The sequence below is a fragment of the Streptomyces monomycini genome (assembly GCF_022271435.1).
Classification (GTDB): domain Bacteria; phylum Actinomycetota; class Actinomycetes; order Streptomycetales; family Streptomycetaceae; genus Streptomyces; species Streptomyces monomycini.
Window position 1 is genome coordinate 66,204 of sequence record NZ_JAFIQY010000020.1, and the last position, 20,765, is coordinate 86,968.

At 73.8% G+C, this 20,765-nt stretch carries 19 protein-coding genes and 1 pseudogene; 10 read left to right on the forward strand and 10 right to left on the reverse strand.

The genetic code is table 11. The features are described 5' to 3' along the window. Window positions 1-59: 59 nt before the first annotated feature. From JXZ78_RS22385 to hmgA, 3 genes are all read right to left on the reverse strand, one after another. Entirely contained in the window at window positions 60-929 is an 870-nt protein-coding gene (locus JXZ78_RS22385) for a poly-gamma-glutamate hydrolase family protein (protein ID WP_030023791.1), read from the reverse strand. A 69-nt stretch (window positions 930-998) separates the two neighbouring features. Beyond that, window positions 999-1,748 (reverse strand): GntR family transcriptional regulator, encoded by a 750-nt coding sequence (locus JXZ78_RS22390; protein WP_030023793.1) that lies wholly within the window; start codon window positions 1,746-1,748, stop codon window positions 999-1,001. A gap of 84 nt (window positions 1,749-1,832) precedes the next feature. Beyond that, window positions 1,833-3,158, reverse strand: a complete 1,326-nt coding sequence (gene hmgA, locus JXZ78_RS22395) for a homogentisate 1,2-dioxygenase (protein WP_030023795.1) — start codon at window positions 3,156-3,158, stop codon at window positions 1,833-1,835. Window positions 3,159-3,440: 282 nt separating this feature from the next. On the opposite strand from hmgA, the gene JXZ78_RS22400 reads away from it, so the two are divergent. The 6 genes from JXZ78_RS22400 (at window position 3,441) to JXZ78_RS22425 (ending at window position 10,482) form a co-directional block, all read left to right on the forward strand. Then, a complete protein-coding gene (locus JXZ78_RS22400; RefSeq protein ID WP_030023797.1) occupies window positions 3,441-4,931 on the forward strand; it encodes a CitMHS family transporter in 1,491 nt (496 codons plus the stop codon). 3 nt (window positions 4,932-4,934) lie between these two features. Beyond that, window positions 4,935-6,320, forward strand: coding sequence for an MFS transporter (locus JXZ78_RS22405; protein ID WP_030023799.1), 1,386 nt, complete (start codon window positions 4,935-4,937; stop codon window positions 6,318-6,320). Between the two features lie 74 nt (window positions 6,321-6,394). Beyond that, window positions 6,395-7,165 (forward strand): class I SAM-dependent methyltransferase, encoded by a 771-nt coding sequence (locus JXZ78_RS22410; protein WP_030023801.1) that lies wholly within the window; start codon window positions 6,395-6,397, stop codon window positions 7,163-7,165. 139 nt (window positions 7,166-7,304) lie between these two features. After that, complete coding sequence (locus tag JXZ78_RS22415) at window positions 7,305-8,723, forward strand: aldehyde dehydrogenase family protein (protein WP_030023802.1); 1,419 nt, start codon at window positions 7,305-7,307, stop codon at window positions 8,721-8,723. A 102-nt stretch (window positions 8,724-8,825) separates the two neighbouring features. Next, entirely contained in the window at window positions 8,826-9,908 is a 1,083-nt protein-coding gene (locus JXZ78_RS22420) for a Zn-dependent alcohol dehydrogenase (RefSeq protein WP_030023803.1), read from the forward strand. Window positions 9,909-10,035: 127 nt separating this feature from the next. Further along, window positions 10,036-10,482 (forward strand): hypothetical protein, encoded by a 447-nt coding sequence (locus tag JXZ78_RS22425; RefSeq protein ID WP_030023804.1) that lies wholly within the window; start codon window positions 10,036-10,038, stop codon window positions 10,480-10,482. Here JXZ78_RS22425 and JXZ78_RS22430 read toward each other — a convergent pair. The 3 genes from JXZ78_RS22430 to JXZ78_RS22440 all read right to left on the reverse strand — a co-directional run bounded on the left by JXZ78_RS22430 (window position 10,373) and on the right by JXZ78_RS22440 (window position 13,190). After that, on the reverse strand, window positions 10,373-11,230 hold the full coding sequence (locus JXZ78_RS22430) for a hypothetical protein (RefSeq protein ID WP_157851726.1): 858 nt from the start codon (window positions 11,228-11,230) through the stop codon (window positions 10,373-10,375). The genes JXZ78_RS22425 and JXZ78_RS22430 overlap by 110 nt on opposite strands. A gap of 178 nt (window positions 11,231-11,408) precedes the next feature. Further along, window positions 11,409-12,458, reverse strand: a complete 1,050-nt coding sequence (locus JXZ78_RS22435) for an urea transporter (protein ID WP_078624601.1) — start codon at window positions 12,456-12,458, stop codon at window positions 11,409-11,411. 84 nt (window positions 12,459-12,542) lie between these two features. Further along, window positions 12,543-13,190, reverse strand: coding sequence for a TetR/AcrR family transcriptional regulator (locus JXZ78_RS22440; RefSeq protein WP_030023806.1), 648 nt, complete (start codon window positions 13,188-13,190; stop codon window positions 12,543-12,545). Window positions 13,191-13,296: 106 nt separating this feature from the next. Here JXZ78_RS22440 and JXZ78_RS22445 point away from each other — a divergent pair, with 106 nt between their 5' ends. The 4 genes from JXZ78_RS22445 to soxR all read left to right on the forward strand — a co-directional run bounded on the left by JXZ78_RS22445 (window position 13,297) and on the right by soxR (window position 16,675). Beyond that, window positions 13,297-14,448 carry an acyl-CoA dehydrogenase family protein gene (locus JXZ78_RS22445; RefSeq protein WP_030023807.1) on the forward strand — a complete coding sequence of 384 codons (1,152 nt, stop codon included), beginning with the start codon at window positions 13,297-13,299 and terminating at the stop codon, window positions 14,446-14,448. A 208-nt stretch (window positions 14,449-14,656) separates the two neighbouring features. Further along, the gene (locus JXZ78_RS22450) at window positions 14,657-15,283 is read left to right on the forward strand and encodes a TetR/AcrR family transcriptional regulator (protein ID WP_030023809.1); all 627 of its coding nucleotides are present in this window, start codon (window positions 14,657-14,659) and stop codon (window positions 15,281-15,283) included. A gap of 146 nt (window positions 15,284-15,429) precedes the next feature. Then, window positions 15,430-15,891: a MaoC family dehydratase gene (locus tag JXZ78_RS22455; RefSeq protein ID WP_030023811.1), complete on the forward strand. Its 462-nt coding sequence runs from the start codon at window positions 15,430-15,432 to the stop codon at window positions 15,889-15,891. A gap of 151 nt (window positions 15,892-16,042) precedes the next feature. Continuing rightward, on the forward strand, window positions 16,043-16,675 hold the full coding sequence (soxR, locus tag JXZ78_RS22460; protein ID WP_238783299.1) for a redox-sensitive transcriptional activator SoxR: 633 nt from the start codon (window positions 16,043-16,045) through the stop codon (window positions 16,673-16,675). Window positions 16,676-16,821: 146 nt separating this feature from the next. Here soxR and JXZ78_RS22465 read toward each other — a convergent pair whose 3' ends face one another. The 4 genes and pseudogenes from JXZ78_RS22465 to JXZ78_RS22475 all read right to left on the reverse strand — a co-directional run. Continuing rightward, complete coding sequence (locus tag JXZ78_RS22465) at window positions 16,822-18,264, reverse strand: amidase (RefSeq protein WP_030023813.1); 1,443 nt, start codon at window positions 18,262-18,264, stop codon at window positions 16,822-16,824. Between the two features lie 77 nt (window positions 18,265-18,341). Next, a complete protein-coding gene (locus JXZ78_RS41265) occupies window positions 18,342-18,455 on the reverse strand; it encodes an MFS transporter small subunit (RefSeq protein WP_425274966.1) in 114 nt (37 codons plus the stop codon). Beyond that, the gene (locus JXZ78_RS22470; protein WP_033039612.1) at window positions 18,452-19,852 is read right to left on the reverse strand and encodes an OFA family MFS transporter; all 1,401 of its coding nucleotides are present in this window, start codon (window positions 19,850-19,852) and stop codon (window positions 18,452-18,454) included. The genes JXZ78_RS41265 and JXZ78_RS22470 overlap by 4 nt, the downstream gene beginning before the upstream one ends. Before the next feature lie 184 nt (window positions 19,853-20,036). Further along, window positions 20,037-20,756 (reverse strand): annotated as a pseudogene (locus tag JXZ78_RS22475) (3-keto-5-aminohexanoate cleavage protein); the annotation flags it as partial. Window positions 20,757-20,765 lie beyond the last annotated feature (9 nt).

Consider the following 20,765-nt stretch of genomic DNA (forward strand, 5'->3'; position numbering starts at 1 on the left):
GGTGCTGCGGGGGTGTCCTGAAGGCGGGCGGGCCGGCGGACCGGCACCGCCCGCGGCGTTCAGAGAATCACCTGGTCCGAGCGGGTCTCCAGGCGGGCGATCGCCTTGCGGCAGGCGCCGGAGAACTTCTTGAACTCGTCGTTGGTGCTGCCGGGGCGCCCGTCCATCGTGTCCTTGTCGAAGAAGGACGCGCGCAGTTCGGTACTGAGTTCCAGCTGGCCGCCCTTGCCGAGCATGGTGCGGTTGCAGGGGTTGGCGGGGTTGACTCCGGCCAAGGCCGGGAAGTCGTCGCCGTCCACCGTCTTGAAGTGCTTGCCCAGCTCCTCGTGCAGCAGCTTCTTGAAAGCGGCGTTCAGACCGCCGACCACGACCACCTTGGGGTCCTGGCTGCCGCGTACACCGGCCTGCTCAGCGGTGCAGCCGTGCAGGCTCAGGACGTTGAGGCTGGAGGCCGCCATGGAGAGCGCGACATGGTCGTCACAGTGCTTCGCGGTGACGTGCAGGTCGCGGTTGGTCCCCTGGTTCATGCTGGGCAGCCGCAGGCCCTCGAACATCCAGTAGTCGTACACCGGCTCGCCCGGGAAGAGCGCCGCCAGGGTGTCGGGCCGGTAGCCCGCTATGCCCAGGCACAGCTCGGAGGTGCCCTTCTCGATGCCGCCGCCGTGCAGCGCCATGATGGTCGTGCGGTGGTACGGGAGTCTCTCTCCCCGCTCGTTGTCGAGCAGCTCGTGCCGTCTGTAGCGGCGCGCGAACTGGATGCCCTCCTGGCCGGAGAGCTTCTTGTACAGATCAATGTTGGTGTCGTACACGTCCTTGTCGGACGTGGCACGGGCCAGGGGGGCTCCCAGGCCCGTCACCAGAGGGGTGCTGCTGAGGGCTGCCGCGCCGAGCGCGGCGGTGAGGACCGTACGACGGTTGATGGGTGACATGTCGCACATCTTCACCTGCCGCTCCGTCGGCGCCTCCACCGGGGTGGCCCATCGCGGGCCGGGGCCGGATCAGTGCGCGTCCAGCGTCACCGTGAAGGAGAACCGGTCGCCCCGGTAGTGGATCAGGGCGACGTCCACCACCCGCCCGTCCTGGTCGTAGGTGATGCCGGTGTAGTGCAGGATCGGGCTGAGCAGCGGCACCTGGAGCAGCCGGGCGGTCTCCGGGTCGGCCAGCCGCGCCTCGACCGTGTCCGTGATGCGGGCGATGGCCACGCCCACCGCGTCCCGCAGCACCTTCGTCATCGGCCAGCGCTCCAGGTCCGCGGGGTCCACGCGGGCGGCGACGTCGGGATGCAGGAAGTTCCGCGCGTGGTTCGTCGGCTCGCCGGTCCTCGCGTCGCCGCGCAGCCTGCGGTACGCGGTCACCTCCGCCAGGCCGGGGAAGTACTCCGCCAGCTCGGACGGCACCGCGGCCGGCCCGTGCCCCAGCAGTTCGGTCCGCATACCGGACTGCTGGGCCACGATCGCGTCCACCGAACCGAGCAGCCGCACCGGTGTCCCGCGCCGCGCGCTCGGCTCGATGAACGTGCCGCGCCTGCGATGCCGGCTGATCAGCCCCTCCGTCTCCAGCTCCTTGAGCGCCTGGCGCATGGTCAGCACGCTCACGCCGTAGTGCGCGGCGAGCGCGTCCTCGGTCGGCAGGCGCAGCGGGGCGCCGGGGGAGCGGCCGAGTATGGACGCGCGCAGCGACTGCGAGACCTGGTACCACAGCGGCAGCTTGCGGTTCAGGTCCAGCGAGTCGGGGGCGAAGGTGGTCACGACGACTCCGTATCAGGGGCCGGGCGGTGCCCGGCCGGCTCTGTGCTCTCAGAGGCCGGACGGTGCCCGGTCGGCCCGGTGCGCTCAGGGGCGGAAGTGGCGCTCAAGACCCTGCCACACACCGTCGTAGCCGCTCTGCAGGTGGCCGGCGCCGGCCGCCTGCCCGGTGAGGGTGACCGGCCAGCGGGTCTCGAACATGAACGCCAGCCCGTCGTCGATCTTCTGCGGCTTCAGCTCCGCCGCGCTCGCCCGGTCGAAGGTCTCCCGGTCGGGGCCGTGCGCGGACATCATGTTGTGCAGCGAGCCGCCGCCGGGGACGAATCCTTCCGCCTTGGCGTCGTAGGCGCCCTCGACCAGCCCCATGTACTCGCTCATCACGTTCCGGTGGAAATAGGGCGGCCGGAAGGTGTCCTCACCGACCAGCCAGCGCGGCGCGAAGACCACGAAGTCCACGCCCGCCAGGCCGGGGGTGTCGGACGGCGAGGTCAGCACGGTGAAGATCGAGGGGTCCGGGTGGTCGTAGCTGATCGAGCCGATGACGTTGAAGCGGCGCAGGTCGTAGACGTACGGGACGTGGTTGCCGTGCCAGGCCACGACATCCAGCGGCGAGTGGTCGTACGTCGCCTTCCAGAGGTTGCCGCAGAACTTGTTGACCACCTCGTAGGGGCCCTCCTCGTCCTCGTACGCGGCGGTCGGCGCGAGGAAGTCCCGGGCGTTGGCCAGGCCGTTGGCGCCGATCGGGCCGAGGTCGGGGAGCTGGAAGGGCTGTCCGTAGTTTTCGCAGACGTAGCCGCGCGCGGTGGCGTCGAGCAGGTCCACGCGGAAGCGGACGCCGCGCGGGACCAGCGCGACGTGCCCCGGTTCGGCGCGCAGCAGGCCCAGCTCGGTACGGATCAGCAGGCCGCCGTGCTCGGGCACGATCAGCAGTTCGCCGTCCGCGTCGCTGAACACCCGGCGGTCCATCGAGGTGTTGGCGTGGTAGAGGTGGATCGCCATGCCGGTGCGCTGGGTGGCGTCGCCGTTGCCGCCCAGGGTCCACAGACCGGCCAGGAAGTCGGTGGGGGCCGCGGGCGCGGGGAGCGGGTTCCAGCGCAGGCGGTTGGGGTCGGGCGCGGTCTCGGTGAAGGGGGCGCCGCGCAGCGCGCCGTTGTCCACCCGCGTGAACGCCGGGTGCGCGGCGGACGGGCGGACGCGGTAGAGCCACGTACGGCGGTTGTGGGCGCGCGGCTCGGTGAACGCCGAACCGCTCAGCTGCTCCGCGTACAGGCCCAGGGGTGCGCGCTGCGGGGAGTTGCGGCCCACCGGGAGGGCGCCGGTGACCGCCTCCGAGCTGTGCTCGTTGCCGAATCCCGAGGAGTACGCGAGCCCTTCGGCCGTCTTCCTCGCCCGCTCGTTGCCCGTGCCTGTCATCGCGCGCTCCCGCCGCTCAAGGGGATACAGCAATCCTATGGAGGACCTTAGGATTGCGGACCCGGCCCGTCAACGGAGACTCTCGGCCACCCGGCGGCGGCCGCGCGCGACACCGGTCCGGAGCCCGCCGGCCGCCGGACCGGCCGGGCGGCCGCTCGCGCAGCCCGCTGTTTTGCTCGTATTGCTCGCGCGTCAAGACCTTGTTAACGAAAGTTTCGGCCACCTACCGTCGCCTCGACCGCCGTCCCGGGCGGTGTTCGAAGGCGAACGTGAGGTACCCCCATGCTGACAATCCTCGGATTCGTCATGATCGCCACCTTCCTGGCGCTGATCATGACGAAGAAGATGTCGCCGATGGCAGCGCTCATCCTGATCCCCGCGCTCTTCTGCGTCCTGGTGGGCAAGGGGGCGCACCTGGGCGAGTACGTCCTCAAGGGCGTGGGCGACCTGGCGCCGACCGCCGCGATGCTGATGTTCGCCATCATCTACTTCGGCGTGATGATCGACGTCGGGCTGTTCGACCCGGTGGTCCGGGGCATCCTGCGGTTCTGCAAGGCGGACCCGGTCCGGGTCGTGGTCGGCACCGCGCTGCTCGCCGCGATCGTCTCGCTCGACGGCGACGGCTCCACCACCTTCATGATCACGGTGTCCGCGCTCTACCCGCTCTACCGCCGCCTGAAGATGAGCCTGGTGGTCATGACGGGCGTCGCCGCCACTGCCAACGGCGTGATGAACACCGTCCCGTGGGGCGGCCCGACCGCCCGCGCCGCCACCGCCCTCAAGCTGGACGCCGGCGACATCTTCGTCCCCATGGTCCCGGCGCTGGCCACCGGCCTGGTCGCGGTCTTCCTCCTCGCGTACGTCCTCGGCCGCCGTGAGCGCAAGCGGCTCGGCCTGCTCACGCTCGACGACGCCGGGGCCGCGACGGAGGGCCCGGTGCCCGGACGGACGGCCGGCGAGCCGGTGCTCGCCGCGGCGACCTGGGGCTTCGGGGCCCGCGTCCGTACGACTGTCCTGCGTACGGCGGCGGCGCGTACGGCGAAGGCGCGTCCCGCGGTGGCGGTCGGCGGCAGCGGCGGCTCGGCCCCCGCGGGCACCGCGACCGGTGACGCGGCCCCCGGCACCGACGACTTCCAGGGCCTGGACCCGCACCGCGCCACCCTGCGCCCCAAGCTCTACTGGTTCAACGCCGCCCTCACCGTCGCGCTGCTGGTCCTCCTCGTCCTCCAGACCCTGCCCATCCCGGTGCTCTTCCTCCTCGGCGCCGCCACCGCGCTCACCGTCAACTTCCCCCACATGCCGGACCAGAAGGCCCGTATCGCCGCACACTCCGAGAACGTCCTGAACGTCTCCGGCATGGTCTTCGCCGCCGCCGTCTTCACCGGCGTCCTCACCGGCACCGGCATGGTCGAGCACATGGCCCGCTGGCTCGTCGACAGCATCCCGGACGGGCTCGGCCCGCACATGGGCATCGTCACCGGCGTCCTGAGCATCCCGCTCACGTACTTCATGTCCAACGACGGCTTCTACTTCGGCATCGTCCCGATCCTCGCCGAGGCGGGCGCCGCGCACGGCGTCGGCGCCCTGGAGATCGCCCGCGCCTCCCTCGTCGGCCAGGCCCTGCACATGTCCAGCCCGCTGGTCCCCGCCGTGTACGTCCTCGTCGGCATGGCGAAGGTGGAGTTCGGCGACCACACCCGCTTCACCGTGAAATGGGCGGTACTGACCTCCCTGGTCGTCCTCGCGGCCGGCCTGCTGTACGGGATCATCTGACCCGTGGACGCCGCGACACCCGGCCGGGGCTGGCTGCTGCGCCTGGTCATCACCTTCACCTTCGCCCAGGCCGCGGTGAGCATGGCCCGGCCCGCCGTCTCCTACCGGGCGCTGGCGCTCGGCGCGGACGAGCGGGCGGTCGGCGTGATCACGGCGGTGTACGCGCTGCTGCCGCTGCTGGTGGCCGTACCGCTGGGCCGCCGTACCGACCACGGCCGCTGCGCCCCGCTGCTCGTCGCCGGCGTCGCGCTGATCGCGGGCGGCTGCGCGCTCAGCGGCGTGGCGGGTTCGCTGCCCGCGATGGCCGCCTGGAGCGGGGTGATGGGCCTGGGCCACCTGTGCTTCGTCATCGGCGCCCAGTCCATCGTCGCCCGCCGCAGCGCCCCCGACGAACGCGACCGCAACTTCGGCCACTTCACCATCGGCGCCTCCCTCGGCCAGCTCGTCGGCCCGGCCGCCGCCGGGCTCGTCGTCTCCGGGCACGACGGCGCGATGGCGGCCACCAGCGCCACCGCGCTCCTGGCCGCGGGCGCCCTAGCCGCCTTCGCGTACCTGTCCCTGTGGCGCCTCGAACACCGCCCGGCGGCCGCCTCCGGGGCCACACGTCCCGCCCGGGGACGTACGAAAACGGCGGCACGCACGCCGGTACGGAGTGCCCTGGGCACCCGGGGACGTACAACACCGGCGCCGCGCACGCCCGTACGGAGCATCCTCGGCACCCGGGGCGTAGCGGCCGGCATCTTCATGAGCCTCGCGGTGCTCTCCGCGACCGACATCCTCACCGCCTACCTCCCCGTCATCGGCGAGGACCGGGGCATCGCGCCCGCCACCGTCGGACTGCTGCTCAGCCTGCGCGCGGCGGCCACGGTCGCCTGCCGGCTGGTCATGACGCCCATGATCCGGCTGCTCGGACGCACCGCCCTGATGGCGGGCAGCTGCGCGCTCGCGGGCCTGCTCTGCGCCGGGCTGACCCTGCCCGCGCCGGTCTGGGCGCTGGCCGTGATGCTCGGCGTCCTCGGCTTCTGCCTCGGCGTCGGCCAGCCGCTGTCCATGACCACGGTCGTCCAGGCGGCCCCGGCGGCGGCCCGCAGCACGGCCCTCGCCCTGCGGCTGACCGGCAACCGCCTCGGCCAGGTCGCGGCGCCCGCGACGGCGGGCCTGCTGGCCGGACTGGCCGGTACCGCGGCGCCCTTCGCGCTGCTCGGCGTCCTGCTCCTGGTCTCGGCAGCCGTGGCCGCCCGCCCGGCGCGCGGGACGTCGGAGCCCGTACGTCCCGAAGGCGCCGTCGGCGCTCCGGGGAGTACGGGTGATTCCTCGGCGCCTGTCCCCGGAAGCGCCGACGGTTCCTCGGCGCCCGCCCCCGGCGACGGGACCCACGCCAACCGGTGAAGGCCCCGCGCCGCCCGGCGACGGAACCCGCGCCACCCGGTGAAGACCCGCCCCCGCCGCACTATCGTGACCCCATGCCGGACCCGCCGTTGGAACGATTCTTCGACCAACTCGCCCCGACGTACGACCTGCTGTACCCGGACTGGACCGCCGCCGTGACCCAGCAGGGCCGCGCCCTCGACGGACACCTGCGCGCCGCGCTCGGCGACCGCGCGCACCGGGTCCTGGACTGCGCCTGCGGCATCGGTACGCAGGCCATCGGCCTGGCCGCGGCCGGGCACGCCGTCACCGGTACGGACCTGAGCCCGGTCGCGGCGGCCCGCGCCACGGCCGAAGCCGCCGCCCGCGGCCTGCACCTGCCGACCGCCGCCGCCGACATGCGGAACCTCCCGTTCCGCGACGCCCTCTTCGACGCGGTGGTGTGCGCGGACAACTCCCTCGCCCTCCTCACCACCCCCGCGTCGGTACGCGCGGCCCTCGGCTCCATGTGGCGGGTGCTGCGCCCCGGCGGCCAACTCCAGCTCGGCATGCGCGCCTACGAGGAAGCGCGCCGCGAACGCCGCGAAGTGCTGCCGCCCCGCGTCACCCGCCTCCCCGGCGGCGGCCGGGCCGTCACGTTCCAACTGTGGGAGTGGCACGACGACGGCGAGCACTACGACTTCGACCTCGTCCAGTTGCTGCCGCGCGGCGACACCTGGGAGGTGCGCAGCCGGCGGGCGGCCTCCTGGGCGCTGACCCGGGACCAGGTCACCGCCTTCGTCACGGCCGCCGGTTTCGAGCGCCCCGCCTGGCACGAGCCGGAGGAGGGCGGTTACTTCCAGCCGTTGCTGACGGCCCGCCGCTGAGGGGCGGGGCCGGACACCGGCCGGCGCCTTCCCGGGTGGCCGGTACGGGGGGCTGGCGCCGGAAAACTACCACCGCTAGTTTGGCCCGGCGAGTACCTTCGCACTCACGGGACAGCAGCCGGCACGGGAGGGCGACGACGTGAAGCAGCACGACGCCATGTACATCGACGGAAGCTGGCGGCCCGCCGCCGGACCGGACACCATCGAGGTCGTCAACCCGGCCGACGAACGGGTCATCGCCACCGTCCCCGCCGGGACCGCCCAGGACGTGGACACCGTGGTACGGGCCGCCCGCGCCGCCCTGCCCGGCTGGGCCCGCACCGCGCCCGCCGAGCGCGCCGCCCGGCTGACCGCGCTGCGCGACCAGCTCGCCGGGCGCGCGCAGGAGATCGCCGAGACGATCACCGCCGAGCTGGGCGCGCCGCTGGCATTCAGCAAGGCGGTGCAGGCCGCCGTCCCGGTCATGGTCGCCGGCTCGTACGCCGAACTGGCCGCCACGTACGCCTTCGAGGAGAAGATCGGTACCTCCACCGTCCTGCACGAACCGGCCGGTGTGGTCGGCGCCATCACCCCCTGGAACTACCCCCTGCACCAGATCGTCGCCAAGGTGGCCCCGGCGCTCGCCGCGGGCTGCACGGTCGTCCTCAAGCCCGCCGAGAACACCCCGCTGGTCGCCCAGCTCTTCGCCGAGTGCGTGGACGCGGCGGGCGTACCGGCCGGTGTCTTCAATCTCGTCACCGGGCGCGGCCCGGTCGCCGGCCAGGCCCTGGCCGAGCACCCGGACGTCGACCTGGTCTCCTTCACCGGATCGACCGCCGTGGGCAAGAAGGTCGGCGCCCTGGCCGGCGCCGCCGTCAAGCGCTGCGCCCTCGAACTCGGCGGCAAGTCCGCCAACGTGGTGCTGCCCAGCGCCGACCTCGGCAAGGCCGTCGGCGTCAACATCGCCAACGTCATGGCCAACTCCGGACAGACGTGCAGCGCCTGGACCCGGCTGCTGGTCCCCGCCGACCGGTACGACGAGGCCCTGGAACTGGCCGCCGCGGCCATCGCCAAGTACGTGCCGGGCGACCCGCTGGACGGCACCAGCCGCCTCGGCCCGGTCGTCAGCGCCACCCAGCGCGACCGCGTCCGCGGCTACATCGAGCGCGGCATCGAGGAGGGCGCCCGGGTCGTCGCGGGCGGCCCGGAGGCCCCCGAAGGCCGCGAGCGGGGCTACTACGTCCGCCCGACCCTCTTCGCCGACGTCACACCCGGCATGACCATCGCCCAGGAGGAGATCTTCGGCCCGGTCGTCGCGGTGCTGCCGTACGCGGACGAGGATGAGGCCGTACGGATCGCCAACGGCACGGTCTACGGCCTGGCCGGCGCGGTCTGGGCCGGCGACGAGGACGAGGCGGTCGCCTTCGCGCGGCGCCTGGACACCGGCCAGGTCGACATCAACGGCGGACGCTTCAATCCGCTGGCGCCGTTCGGCGGCTACAAGCAGTCCGGCATCGGCCGGGAACTGGGCCCGCACGGGCTGAGCGAGTACCTCCAGACCAAGTCCCTCCAGCTCTGACCCCGCCCCGGGCCGGGGCGGGCGGCCCCGTACCCGTACCGCCCTGCCCCCGTACCCGTGCCGCCCCCCCCGTACGTCCACCGACCAGGGAGCCACCTCCGTATGACCCGTGCCGCCGTACTGACCGCCGTGGGCGCCCCGCTGGAGGTCGCCGAGATCGAACTGCCCGGGCCCGGCCCCGGCCAGGTGCGCATCCGCCTGGCGGCGGCCGGCGTCTGCCACTCCGACCTGTCGCTGTCCGACGGGACCCTGCGGCAGCCCGCGCCCGCCGTCCTCGGGCACGAGGGGGCGGGCACCGTCACCGCCGTCGGCGCGGGCGTCGACACCCTCGCCCCCGGTGACCAGGTAGTCCTGAACTGGGCCCCCTCCTGCGGGAACTGCCACTTCTGCGGGCTGGCCGAGCCCTGGCTGTGCGCCCACGCCGGCAAGGCGGCCGGCATCCCGTACGCCAAGCTCGCCGCCGACGGCAGCGACCTCTACCCCGGCCTCGGCACCGCCGCCTTCGCCGAGGAGACGGTCGTACCGGCCCACGCGGCGCTGCCGCTGCCGGCCGGTGTGCCGCTGACCGACGCGGCGCTGCTGGGCTGCGCCGTGCTGACCGGGTGGGGCGCCGTGCACCACAGCGCGCGGGTACGGGCGGGGGAGTCGGTGGCGGTGTTCGGCGTGGGCGGCGTGGGCCTGTCCACCCTCCAGGCCGCGCGGATCGCGGGGGCGGGCACGATCGTGGCCGTCGACGTGTCCCCGGCCAAGGAAGAACTGGCACGCGCCGCGGGCGCCACCGCGTTCCTCCTCGCCTCGGACGACACCGCCAAACGCGTCCGCGAACTCACCGGCGGACCCGGCGCGGACGTCGCGATCGAGTGCGTGGGCCGGGCGGACACCATCCGTACGGCCTGGTCGTCCACCCGGCGCGGCGGGCGCACCACCGTCGTCGGCATCGGCGGCCAGGACCAGCAGGTCACCTTCTCCGCCCTGGAACTCTTCTACTTCGGCCGTACGCTCTCCGGCTGCGTCTACGGCAACAGCGACCCGGCCGCCGACCTGCCGCGCATCGCCGAACACGTCCGCAGCGGCGCGCTCGACCTGTCCGCCATGGTCACCGGACACATCACCCTCGACGGCATCCCCGCCGCCTTCCAGGCGATGCGGGAGGGCAAGGGAGGGCGCGCGCTGGTCGTCTTCTGACCCGGCCGGCCCGGCGGGCCCACCGTGCCGGGGCGGCGGTCAGCACTCCATGACCTGGGAGGTCATTGAGGCTCCGCCCCGGTCACGGCATCGTCTCCCGTACCGGCCACGCCAGGAGGAGACGCGCATGACCACCACGACGACCACCACGACCGGCACCGCGGCCCGCCCCGCTCCGGCGGCCGGCCGGGAACTGCTGCGCACGGTCCTGAGGATCGACAGCTGGAGCACCGCCGCGTTCGGCGTCGTCCTGCTCGCGGGCGGCAAGCCGCTCAGCGCACCGCTCGGCATCCCGACCACCTGGTCCCTCCCCCTCGGCATCGCCATGCTCGGCGGCGCCGCGGCCCTCGCCCTGATCGCCGGCTACCCGCGCATCCCGAAGGGCCCGGCCACGACCGTCGTCGTGGGCAACTCCCTCTCCTTCGTGGCGATGCTGCTCCTGGCCGTCTCCGGGCTGCTGCCCCTCACCGGTCTGGGCAGCGTCTTCCTGCTGATCGGTGCGGTGGTGGTGGCGGTGTACGCGGTGCTGGGGTACGTGGGGCTGCGGCGGTATGCGGGCGCGGGCCAGGGCTGACGGCCTCGTGTGCCAGGACCGCGTCCCGGTAGGCCGCGAGGACCGGCTCATGACGGGCGCGGCTCTCCTGTTTCGCCCGCTTGCCGCGCCGAATCCAGTGGCTGCCGAGCAGCAGCCCGCCCGCTGCGAGGACATTCCCCAGTGTGTACGCCGACCAGTCGTCCCCCTTGGTGAAACCGCCCGGCAGCGAGCCGTTGAGCCAGGCCCCGCCCACGGCGATCGCGGTGAAGACGCCGACCATGAGGGCGAAAAACGCCCCGACGACGAGCCGGTCCCGCTTGGCGCGCAGTCTGCGTACGCCGTCTTCCGCCGTCTTGAGGGTGGCTTCGTCCAGTGGATCGAAGCCGTCGCGTTCGCGCGACCATGCGGCCACTTGGCGCGCCGCGGCGCTCCGCCGCACTTCCTCCGGGCCGGGGACGCCCCGGACATCCAGAGCCGCTGTGGAGCCTGGCCGGGTGCCCTTCCGGTAGAAGAGCCACAGCCCCTTGACTCCGTGTGTCTGCCGGGCGAAGCCTTCCTCGCCCGCCACCCTTTCGGCTTCGGGCGCGGTGATGGTGGGGAAGTGTCCTGGGACGACACGCACATGCCCTCGGCCGTTTGGAGCCTGCGCCCGCAGCTCTCTTCTCAGCGCCTCCACCTGCTCGGCCCGCGGAATCCTGGTCCGCTGCCGCCGGGTGTCCCATGCGGCGTACAGAGCGAACACGGCGAACAGGGCGGTGACCAGCCAGACCCACCAGGGAACCCCCACCCGACGTCGGCGCCGGGCGGAGCGGCCAGTGGAAGGTGGCAAAGGTGGCCGTCGCGACGCACCATGATCTTCTCCCCGGGTCGGCAGACGGAGTCCTGCTCGTTCGCCGACCAGACTTCCCGGCACACCGTTCGCGAACGTGCACGACGTACCGTCCGTGCCGCCCGAGGCGGTCGTGTCAGTGGCCGTCGGCGAGTGCCGGGCCGCCCGGGCGTTCTTCCTGCTCCGGCCCGGCGGCAGCCGCCGGTTCCCCGGCCTTCCGCAAGGCCGGGAACGCCGGCGCCGCCGCCAGGAAGACGAGCGTGGTCAGGACGAAAGGCCAGGTGAAGGTGTGGCCTCCGGACGGGGCGGTGAGTGCGGCCAGGGCCGGGGTCAGGGCCGTCGCGGTGGCCGCGCCGGCCACCGCGTACGCCGCGGTCCGGCGGCCGGACGGGAGGAACACCCCGCACAGTGCCATCGCGACCAGCACCGCGTTGTAGCCCGCCGCGCCGGACGCGATCCGGGCTGCCGGGGCGCCCAGGGCCCAGGCGGTGGCGATGCCGGTCACGCTGCCGACGACCGCCATCGTGCCCGCCGTACGGTTCGCGACGAAGATGCCGGCGAGGAAGAGCGCGCCGACGTACCACTGCGGCATGAAGAAGATCTGGGCGACGTCGGCGAAGAGGCCGTGCCACAGGTCGGTGAAGGTCAGGGCGGTGGGTGGGCCGACGGGCCGGGGGAGGGCGGCGGGGGACACGGCCTGGTGCCAGACGCGTGCGAAGCCGGGTGCCGCGGTCGTCAGCGCGGTCGCCACCAGGCAGAACGGGAGGGTGAGCGTCGGGAGCCGCCAGGTGTTCAGTACGCGTGCGGTGGCTGCGGTGACGACCGTGACCACCACGCTGCCGCCCACCGCGAGCAGGGCCGTGGACAGGTGGTCGGCGCCGAGGAAGACCGCGGAACCGACGGCCACCAGGCAGGCGTTGAACCCTTCGAGTCCGGCGGTGACGCGTTCGCGGTCCACACCCAGCAGGTGGGCCGTGGCCGTGCCCACCGCCGTACCGAGGAGCCCGTACAGGCCGTACGCCCAGCCCGCGGCGAACAGCGCGACGGAGAAGACCGCGCCGGTGACCGCGCTGGGCAGGAAGTCGACCTGGGCCTGGCCGCGCAGGACGTGGCGCAGGTACCGGGGGCCGGGATGCCGGGTCCAGGGGGTGGTCCGGTCCCGCAGCGCGGCGATCGGGTCTCGCACGTCGTCTCCCCTCAGGCACCCGGAGCACGCCGTCGGGCCGTACGCGCTCCGCACCGGGACCACCCGGGCGGATGCACCCTACAGCTATCTGTGCGGGGGCGGGGCGGATTCCGGGTGCCGCAGCGCCAGCCCGTCGACCAGCGCCAGCAGGCCCGTCTCGAACGCCCCCTCGTCGACCCGCTGCTGATGCTCGGCGAGCAGATGGGCCTGGCCCAGGTGCGGGTAGTCGGCCGGGTCGTAGGCGCTCGGGTCGGCCACGAAACCGCGGGCGAAGGAGCCCAGCGCGGAGCCCGCGACGAAGTACCGGATCATGGCGCAGATCCGGGTCGCCTGGGCCGGCGGCCAGCCGGCCTCCACCATGCCGCCGAAGGCCGCGTCGGCCATCTTCAGACCGGCCGGGCGGCGGCCGGGGCCCTGGGCGAGGAACGGGACGATGTTCGGGTGCGCGGCGAGCGCCGCGCGGTAGGAACGGGCCCAGGCCAGCAGGCCGGTGCGCCAGTCCGCGCCGGTGGCGAGGGCCGAGACGTCCACCTCGGCGATCACCGTGTCGGCGACCGCGTCCAGGAGGGCGTCCTTGGTCGTGAAGTGGTTGTACAGGGACGGCCCGCTGACGCCCAGTCCGGCGGCCAGCCGCCGGGTGGACAGGGCGGCCAGGCCCTCCGCGTCGATGAGCGCGAGCGCGGTGGCGACGATGCGCTCCCGGCTCAGGAGGGGCTTGCGGGGTCGGGCCATGCCGCACATAGTAGAGGCTGCCGCCCGAAAACTAGCAGTGGTAGTTAATGGGCCGTCCGGCCGTTCCGGGCGGCCCGGCTGCCGCGTCCCTGCGCGAGGGGTCTTGATGAACCTGGAGTTGAGCGAGGAGCAGGCTGCCGCCCGGCGGCTCGCCGAGGACTTCGTCGACCGCGAGATCGCGCCGCACGCCGCCGCCTGGGACCGCGCCGAACGCGTCGACCGGGGCATCGTGAAGAGACTCGGCGAGGTCGGCTTCCTCGGTCTGACGGTCCCCGAGGAGTACGGCGGCTCCGGGGGCGACCACCTCACCTACGCGCTGGTGACCGAGGAACTGGGCCGCGGCGACTCCGCGGTGCGCGGCATCGTCTCGGTGTCGCTGGGCCTGGTCGCCAAGACGGTCGCGGCCTGGGGCAGCGAGGAGCAGAAGCGGCGGTGGCTGCCCCCGCTGACCTCCGGCGAGGCCATCGGCTGCTTCGGCCTGACCGAGCCCGGCACCGGCTCGGACGCCGGCAACCTGACCACCCGCGCCGTGCGGGACGGCGACTCCTACGTCGTCGACGGCAGCAAGATGTTCATCACCAACGGCACTTGGGCCGATGTCGTGCTGCTCTTCGCGCGCACCGGCGACGCCCCCGGCCACAAGGGCGTCAGCGCCTTCCTCGTCCCCACGGACACGCCCGGTCTGGAGCGGCGCGAGATCCATGGCAAGCTGGGGCTGCGCGGCCAGGCCACCGCCGAACTGGTGCTCCAGGACGTGCGGGTGCCCGCCGACGCCCTGCTGGCCCCCGAGGGGAAAGGTTTTTCCGTCGCGATGTCGGCGCTGGCCAAGGGCCGGATGTCGGTCGCCGCCGGCTGTGTGGGCATCGCGCAGGCCGCGCTGGACGCCGCCGTCGGGTACGCCACGGAACGCGAGCAGTTCGGCCGGACCATCGCCCACCACCAGCTGGTGCAGGAGCTGATCACCGACATCGCCGTGGACGTGGATGCCGCGCGCCTGCTGACCTGGCGGGTCGCCGATCTGATCGACCGCGGCGAACCGTTCGCCACCGAGGCGTCCAAGGCGAAACTGTTCGCCTCCGAGGCGGCGGTACGTGCCGCGAACAGCGCGCTCCAGGTCTTCGGCGGCTACGGCTACATCGACGAGTACCCGGTCGGCAAGCTTCTGCGGGACGCCCGGGTGATGACCCTGTACGAGGGCACCAGCCAGATCCAGAAGCTGCTCATCGGGCGGGCGCTCACCGGGGTGTCGGCGTTCTGACGGCGGGGGCGCCGCGGGATCGCTGAGAGGTCGCAGCGAGGTCGCAGTGAGGTCGCCGCGAGTCGCCGGGAGCCGTCGGGAGCCGCCGCGGGGCCGCTGTGGGGCCCGCGCGCCCCGCCCCGGCGGTTCTAAGCGCTTGCTCACCGGCGGGGTAAGGTGTTCGGTCCGCCGCGGATGGCCCGTGGCGGACCGAGGATCGGGGTGCGCGATGGTCACGGAGGCGGAGCAGGCGGACGGCTCGGCGGAGGACTGGGCCGACGTGTCCCCGGAAGCGGCCCGCCGTCTGGTCCGTGCCGCCGTCGAGGCGTTCGCCGAGCGCGGCTACCACGCCACCACCACCCGCGACATCGCGGGCCGGGCCGGCATGAGCCCCGCCGCGCTCTACATCCACTACAAGACCAAGGAAGAGCTGCTCTTCCGGATCAGCGGCATCGGCCACGAGAAGGCCCTGCGGATCATGGAGGAGGCGGCCGGCGCCGACGGCGGCCCCGCCGAGCGGCTCGCCGCCGCCGTCCGCACCTTCGCGTGCTGGCACGCCCGGCACCACACCACCGCCCGGGTCATCCAGTACGAGCTGCAAGCGCTGAGCCAGGAGCACTACGCACACGTGGCCGGCCTGCGGCGGCGCACCGACCGTGCGCTGCGCGGCATCCTCCAGGACGGCGCCGACGCCGGGGAGTTCACGGTCGGGGACGTGCCGGGCACGACGCTCGCGGTGTTGTCGCTGTGTGTGGACGTGGCCCGCTGGTTCTCCGCCGAGGGCGCCCGTACGCCCGAGGAGGTGGGCGATCTGTATGCCGGACTGGTGCTGCGGATGGTCGGCGCGCGGGCGTAGGGCCGGGGGCGGCGGGGGGACGTGCCTGTGGGGGCCGGGAGGGCATTGACACGGGAGGGCTTGCCGCACATGCTGAGCAAGCGCTTAGTCGGTGGGCGGGCCGATGGCACGGCCCGCGCCTGCGGAGCCTGAGGAGGCATACGGACATGGCAGAGCCCCGGGTGTTCGGCTCGCTCGACGCACTGCGGAACGCGGTCGGCGAGGACCTCGGCGTCAGTGACTGGCTGGAGATCGACCAGAAGCGGATCGATCTGTTCGCCGACGCCACCGGTGACCACCAGTGGATCCACGTCGATCCGGAGCGGGCCGCGTCCGGGCCGTTCGGCACCACCATCGCGCACGGTTACCTCACACTGGCGCTGCTGCCCGCCCTCGTACCGCAGCTGCTGCGGGTCGACAACGTCAAGATGGGCATCAACTACGGCGTCGACAAGGTCCGTTTCCCCGCCCCCGTCCCGGTCGGCTCGCGGGTGCGGGCGACGGCCCGTGTCGCGGGTGTGACGGAGGTGTCCGGCGGCGTGCAGCTCGCGACGACGGTGACCGTCGAACGCGAGGGCGGCGAGAAGCCGGTCTGCGTCGCGGAGACGCTCAGCCGCTTCTACCTGTGACCCCGGGCCGGGTGGCCGGGTGGCCGGGTGGCCGGGTGGCCGGGTGGCCGGGTGGCCGGGTGGCCGCGCTGCTGCCGCCGGGCGCCGGTGCCGCCCGTGGCCGGGCTCGTCCCCCCAGCCCACCGGGCCTGCCCACGGTTAGGGTTGTCCCGTGCCCCAGCTTCCTTACAAGGTCCACGAGCTCACGGTCGGCCAGCTCTCCGCGCGGAGCGGCGCGGCGGTCTCCGCCCTGCACTTCTACGAGTCCAAGGGACTGATCAGCAGCACCCGGACCGCGGGCAACCAGCGCCGCTACACCCGCGACGCGCTGCGCCGGGTCGCCTTCGTGCGCGCCGCCCAGCGGGTCGGCATCCCGCTCGCCGTCATCCGCGACGCGCTCGCCGAGCTGCCCGACGAACGCACGCCCAACCGGGACGACTGGGCCCGGCTCTCCGAGGTCTGGCGCGAGGAGCTGGAGGAGCGCATCACCCAGCTCGTCGAGCTGCGCGACCGGCTGACCGACTGCATCGGCTGCGGCTGTCTGTCCCTGCAGAACTGCGCGCTGTCGAACCCGTACGACGAACTCGGCGAGCAGGGCCCGGGTGCGCGGCGGCTGCGTGTGGACCGGACCGGCGGGCCGTCCCGGGCGCGCGGTGGTGCGTCCGGGAACGGTGGGGCCGGTGGGACCAGTGGGGCTGGCGGGTGGGAGGGGCGCCGGGGCAGCGGCCGGGAGAGCGGAACGCAAGAACCCGGTACGGCCGGTGAGGCCGGCGCGCGGGACGGGGACCGCTGCGCGCGCCGCTGACGCTCACCACATCCGGGGCCGCCACACCCGGGGCCGCCGCGCCCCGGATCACCGCACCCCGAACCCCCGAGCCCTCGCACCCCGGGCCCCCGCGCCCCGAGCCCCCGCACCCAGGGCCCCCGCACCCCGGGCCCCCACGCCCCGGATCACCACACCTCAGGCTTGCGCCCCGCCCACGGCCGGGCCTCCTCCAGCTGCGCGGACAGCGCGACGAGCGTCGCGTCCTCCCCGTACCGTCCGCCGAGCATGACACCGATCGGCAGACCCGCCGCGTTCCAGTGCAGCGGGATGCTCACCGCGGGCTGACCGGTGGCGTTGTACAGCGGCGTGTACGGGGTGAAGGCGCCGACGGCGGCGAACTCGGCCTGCGGGTCCGCGTCGTTGCGCAGCGCGCCGACACGCGGCGGCGGCTGGGCGACCGTCGGGGTCAGCACCACGTCGAAACCGCCGTCCCGCGGCATCACCTTGTCGGCGATCAGCTGCCCCAGCATCCGGAACGCGTACAGCGCACGCGCGTACTCGACCGCCGGGATCTCCGCGCCCCGCGCCCGCAGATGGCGGGTCAGCGGCATCAGGTCCGCCTCGTCCTGCGGCGGCACCGGGCGGCCGGCGGCGATCACCGACCAGACGCGGGTGAAGGCGAGCCGGGAGCTGTCGTCGGCGGGCAGCGTCAGTGGGGCCACATCGTGGCCGAGGTCCGCGAGGAGCGCGGCCGTCTCCGCGACGGCGGCCCGGCAGTCCGGGTGCGCCTCGGTACCGGCGAAGGGCACGTCGGTCAGCCAGCCGATGCGCAGCCGTCCCGGGGCGCGTCCGGCGTAGGCGGTGTACGTCTCACCCGGCGGCAGCGCGGGGGCCGCGTACGGGGCGCCGGGCATCGGGCCGGCCATCGCGTCCAGCAGCGCGGCGGCGTCCGCGACCGTACGGGCGAGCGGTCCCGAGGTGCCCACGCCCGTCACGTCGTGGAGCAGTGGCCCGGAACTGATCAGGCCGCGGCTCGGTTTGATCCCGTACAGCCCGCAGACCGAGGCGGGGATGCGGATGGAGCCGCCGCCGTCGCTGCCGTGCGCCACGGGGGCCAGCCCGCCGGCCACCGCGGCGGCGGCGCCGCCGCTCGAACCGCCCGCCGAACGCTCCAGGTCCCACGGGGTGCGGGCGGGCGGCGCGAGGAGGTTCTCCGTGTAGCAGGGGAGACCGAACTCCGGGGTGTTGGTCTTGCCGAGCAGGATCGTGCCTGCCTGGCGCAGCTTGGTGACCACGTGGTCGTCCATCTGCGCCACGTTGCCGGCCAGCGTCCGCGACCCCATCGTGCAGCGCACACCGGCGACCTGGTTCAGATCCTTGACCGGTACGGGCACGCCGTGCAGCGGTGGCAGCGCCCGGCCCTCGCGGCGTGCGGCGGTGGCCTCGGCCTCCGCGGCCGCCGCCTGTTTTCGGGCGATGTCGGGGGTGCGGGTGAGGAACGCGCCGAGTGCGGCGTCCAGTTTCTCGGCGCGGGCGAGGTAGTGCTCGGTGATCTCGACGGGGGACAGTTCGCCGGTCCGCACCCCCGCGGCCTGCTCCAGAGCGGTCAGGTCGTGCAGTTCTGCCATGGACGTCCGCCTTCGCGTGTGCCGGTGGTGAGGCCGGGGCCGGGTGGGTCCCGGTCCGGTGGATGTCGTGCGGGGTCTCATCCCGTGAAGAGTTGTCTCAGTTTCAGGGCCAGTTCGTAAAGGCCGTATCCGAACGGCAGGCCGACCCACAGCCAGGCCAGGACGAGCAGGGCGGTGCGACGGGCGGTCACGGGGCGGCTCCCTTCGGGGCGGTGGGCGCGGTGGGCGCGGTGGGCGCGGTTTTCGCGGATCGGGGCCCGGCGGGCGGCGGTTCGTGGTGCCGGGGGTGCACGGGCCGTACCAGCTCGTTGGCGGCGAACCCGACGACGAGCAGACCGATCATGACGAAGAAGGACGTCGTGTAGAGGTCGGAACCGGTGTGCCCGGAGGAGCGGCGCGCGTCGGCGACGGCGTTGACGATCAGCGGCCCCAGGACGCCCGCGGTGGACCAGGCGGTGAGCAGCCGGCCGTGGATCGCCCCCACCTGGTACGTGCCGAACAGGTCCCGCAGATAGGCCGGTACGGTGGCGAACCCGCCGCCGTAGAACGACAGGATGACCGCCGCACACGCGATGAACAGCGGTGTGGAGGAGTCCCCGGCCAGCGCGATCAGCAGATACATCAGCGCGCCCACGCCCAGGTAGAGGCGGTAGACGTGCTTGCGGCCCGCCAGGTCCGAGGTGGCGGACCAGACGATCCGGCCGAGCATGTTGGCGAGCGAGAGCAGCCCGACGAAGCCCGCGGCGGCCGACGCGCTCACCGGCGCGGAGCTGCGGGCGAAGAAGTCGGAGACCATCGGCGCGGCCTTCTCCAGGATGCCGATCCCCGCCGTGACATTCGTGCACAGCACCACCCACAGACACCAGAACTGCGGAGTCCGCACGGCGTTACGGGCCGAGACCTGCGCGGTGGTGACCAGCGGGCGGGGCGCGGGGGCCGCCCGGCCCGCACCGGGGGCGTCCGGCCCGGCGGGCGGAACCCGGACCAGCAGCACGCCGAGCGTCATGAAGACGGCGTACGCCAGCCCCATGACCAGGAATGTCCGGGCGATGCCGGAGGTGTCCCGGCCCAGGGCGTCCAGCAGCCCGGCGGACCACGGAGAGGCGATCAGGGCGCCGCCGCCGAAGCCCATGATGGCGATGCCGGTGGCCGTGCCGGGCCGGTCGGGGAACCACTTCAGAAGTGTCGAGACGGGGGAGATGTACCCGATGCCCAGGCCGATGCCGCCGATGAAGCCGTAGCCGAGGACGACGAGCCAGTACTGCCGGGTGGCCGCGCCGAGCGCCGCCACCAGGAAACCCGAGGAGAAGCAGACGGCCGAGACGGACATCGCCCAGCGCGGGCCGTTGCGCTCGACGAGGGTGCCGCCGAACGCGGCGGACAGCCCCAGCATCACGATGGCCAGCTGGAAGGGCAGCGCGGAGGCCGTGCCCGACAGCCCGAGCGAGGACTCCAAGGGCGGCTTGAACACGCTCCAGGCATAGGCCTGGCCGATGGCGAGATGGATGGACAGCGCCGCGGGCGGCACGAGCAGGCGGCTCCACCCCGGCGGCGCGACGACGGTACGGGAACGGGCGGGCGCGCGCATGACGCGGAACGTACATCGTTCACCTACCCCGGGGAAGGGCGCCGCGGCCACCGCGGGGTGCGCCGTTCCCGCCAGGAGGTGCGTCGCGGCCACCGTGGGGTGCGCCGTCCCCACCGGGAAGCCGGCCGCCCTCTTCGCTGCGCACGCTGCCGCCGCTCCCGCTCGCCGTACCGCGCTCCGACGGCCCCGGCGCCAACTCCCGCAGCGCCGCCCGCACCAGCTCCGCGTTGGAAGCGGCGGGCGAACCGTCCGGCAGCAGCAAGGTGTCCTCGACACCGATCCGGGTGGCCAGGCCCAGCTCCCCGGCGAGCCGCAGCACCGGCCAGGCCCCGCCCTCCTCGCCGTGCAGCAGCACCGGACGGCCGTGCGCACCGTACGCGTCCAGCGCGCGCAGCAGGCCGCGCGCCGTCCTGCGCGCCGAACCGGCGCACGGGTCCATGACCTCGGCCAGCACCCGCAGCACCCGCGGCCCCAGCGGCGAGGCCGCGAAGCGCTCCGCGCCGTCCGTACCCGACCAGATGCCCGCCTCGACGCCGATGCCGCGCTCCAGCAGAGCGGCGGCGACCGCCTCGGCCCCCGGCTCGTGCCAGTTCACCGAGGCGTGGTCGGGCAGCACCGGCCAGGCCCGTACACAGGCCACCCGGCGCTCCGGGTCAGGCTCGGCCCACGCGCCGGTGGTGACCCCCACCGGCACGTCCACCACGGCCCGCACCGCCTCCAGCACCGGCGTCAGCACACCGGGCGCCAGGGACTCCCGCCCGCACGGCGACCTGGGGTGGACGTGGATGTCCCGGGCGCCGGCCGCGACCGCCTTCCCCGCGGCATCGGCCAGCTCCGCCGGGACCCTCGGCACCACCCCGGAACCGACGGCGTCCCGGGAGCCGTTGAGGCATACCTGCACCATCTGCACCAT

Coding starts and splice junctions, on each gene's coding strand:
- JXZ78_RS22385 (WP_030023791.1), bottom strand. CDS start 929: ATGTCACCCATCAACCGTCGTACGGTCCTCACCGCCGCGCTCGGCGCG.
- hmgA (WP_030023795.1), bottom strand. CDS start 3,158: ATGACAGGCACGGGCAACGAGCGGGCGAGGAAGACGGCCGAAGGGCTC.
- JXZ78_RS22400 (WP_030023797.1), top strand. CDS start 3,441: ATGCTGACAATCCTCGGATTCGTCATGATCGCCACCTTCCTGGCGCTG.
- JXZ78_RS22410 (WP_030023801.1), top strand. CDS start 6,395: ATGCCGGACCCGCCGTTGGAACGATTCTTCGACCAACTCGCCCCGACG.
- JXZ78_RS22420 (WP_030023803.1), top strand. CDS start 8,826: ATGACCCGTGCCGCCGTACTGACCGCCGTGGGCGCCCCGCTGGAGGTC.
- JXZ78_RS22425 (WP_030023804.1), top strand. CDS start 10,036: ATGACCACCACGACGACCACCACGACCGGCACCGCGGCCCGCCCCGCT.
- JXZ78_RS22440 (WP_030023806.1), bottom strand. CDS start 13,190: ATGGCCCGACCCCGCAAGCCCCTCCTGAGCCGGGAGCGCATCGTCGCC.
- JXZ78_RS22445 (WP_030023807.1), top strand. CDS start 13,297: ATGAACCTGGAGTTGAGCGAGGAGCAGGCTGCCGCCCGGCGGCTCGCC.
- JXZ78_RS22450 (WP_030023809.1), top strand. CDS start 14,657: ATGGTCACGGAGGCGGAGCAGGCGGACGGCTCGGCGGAGGACTGGGCC.
- JXZ78_RS22455 (WP_030023811.1), top strand. CDS start 15,430: ATGGCAGAGCCCCGGGTGTTCGGCTCGCTCGACGCACTGCGGAACGCG.
- JXZ78_RS22465 (WP_030023813.1), bottom strand. CDS start 18,264: ATGGCAGAACTGCACGACCTGACCGCTCTGGAGCAGGCCGCGGGGGTG.
- JXZ78_RS22470 (WP_033039612.1), bottom strand. CDS start 19,852: ATGCGCGCGCCCGCCCGTTCCCGTACCGTCGTCGCGCCGCCGGGGTGG.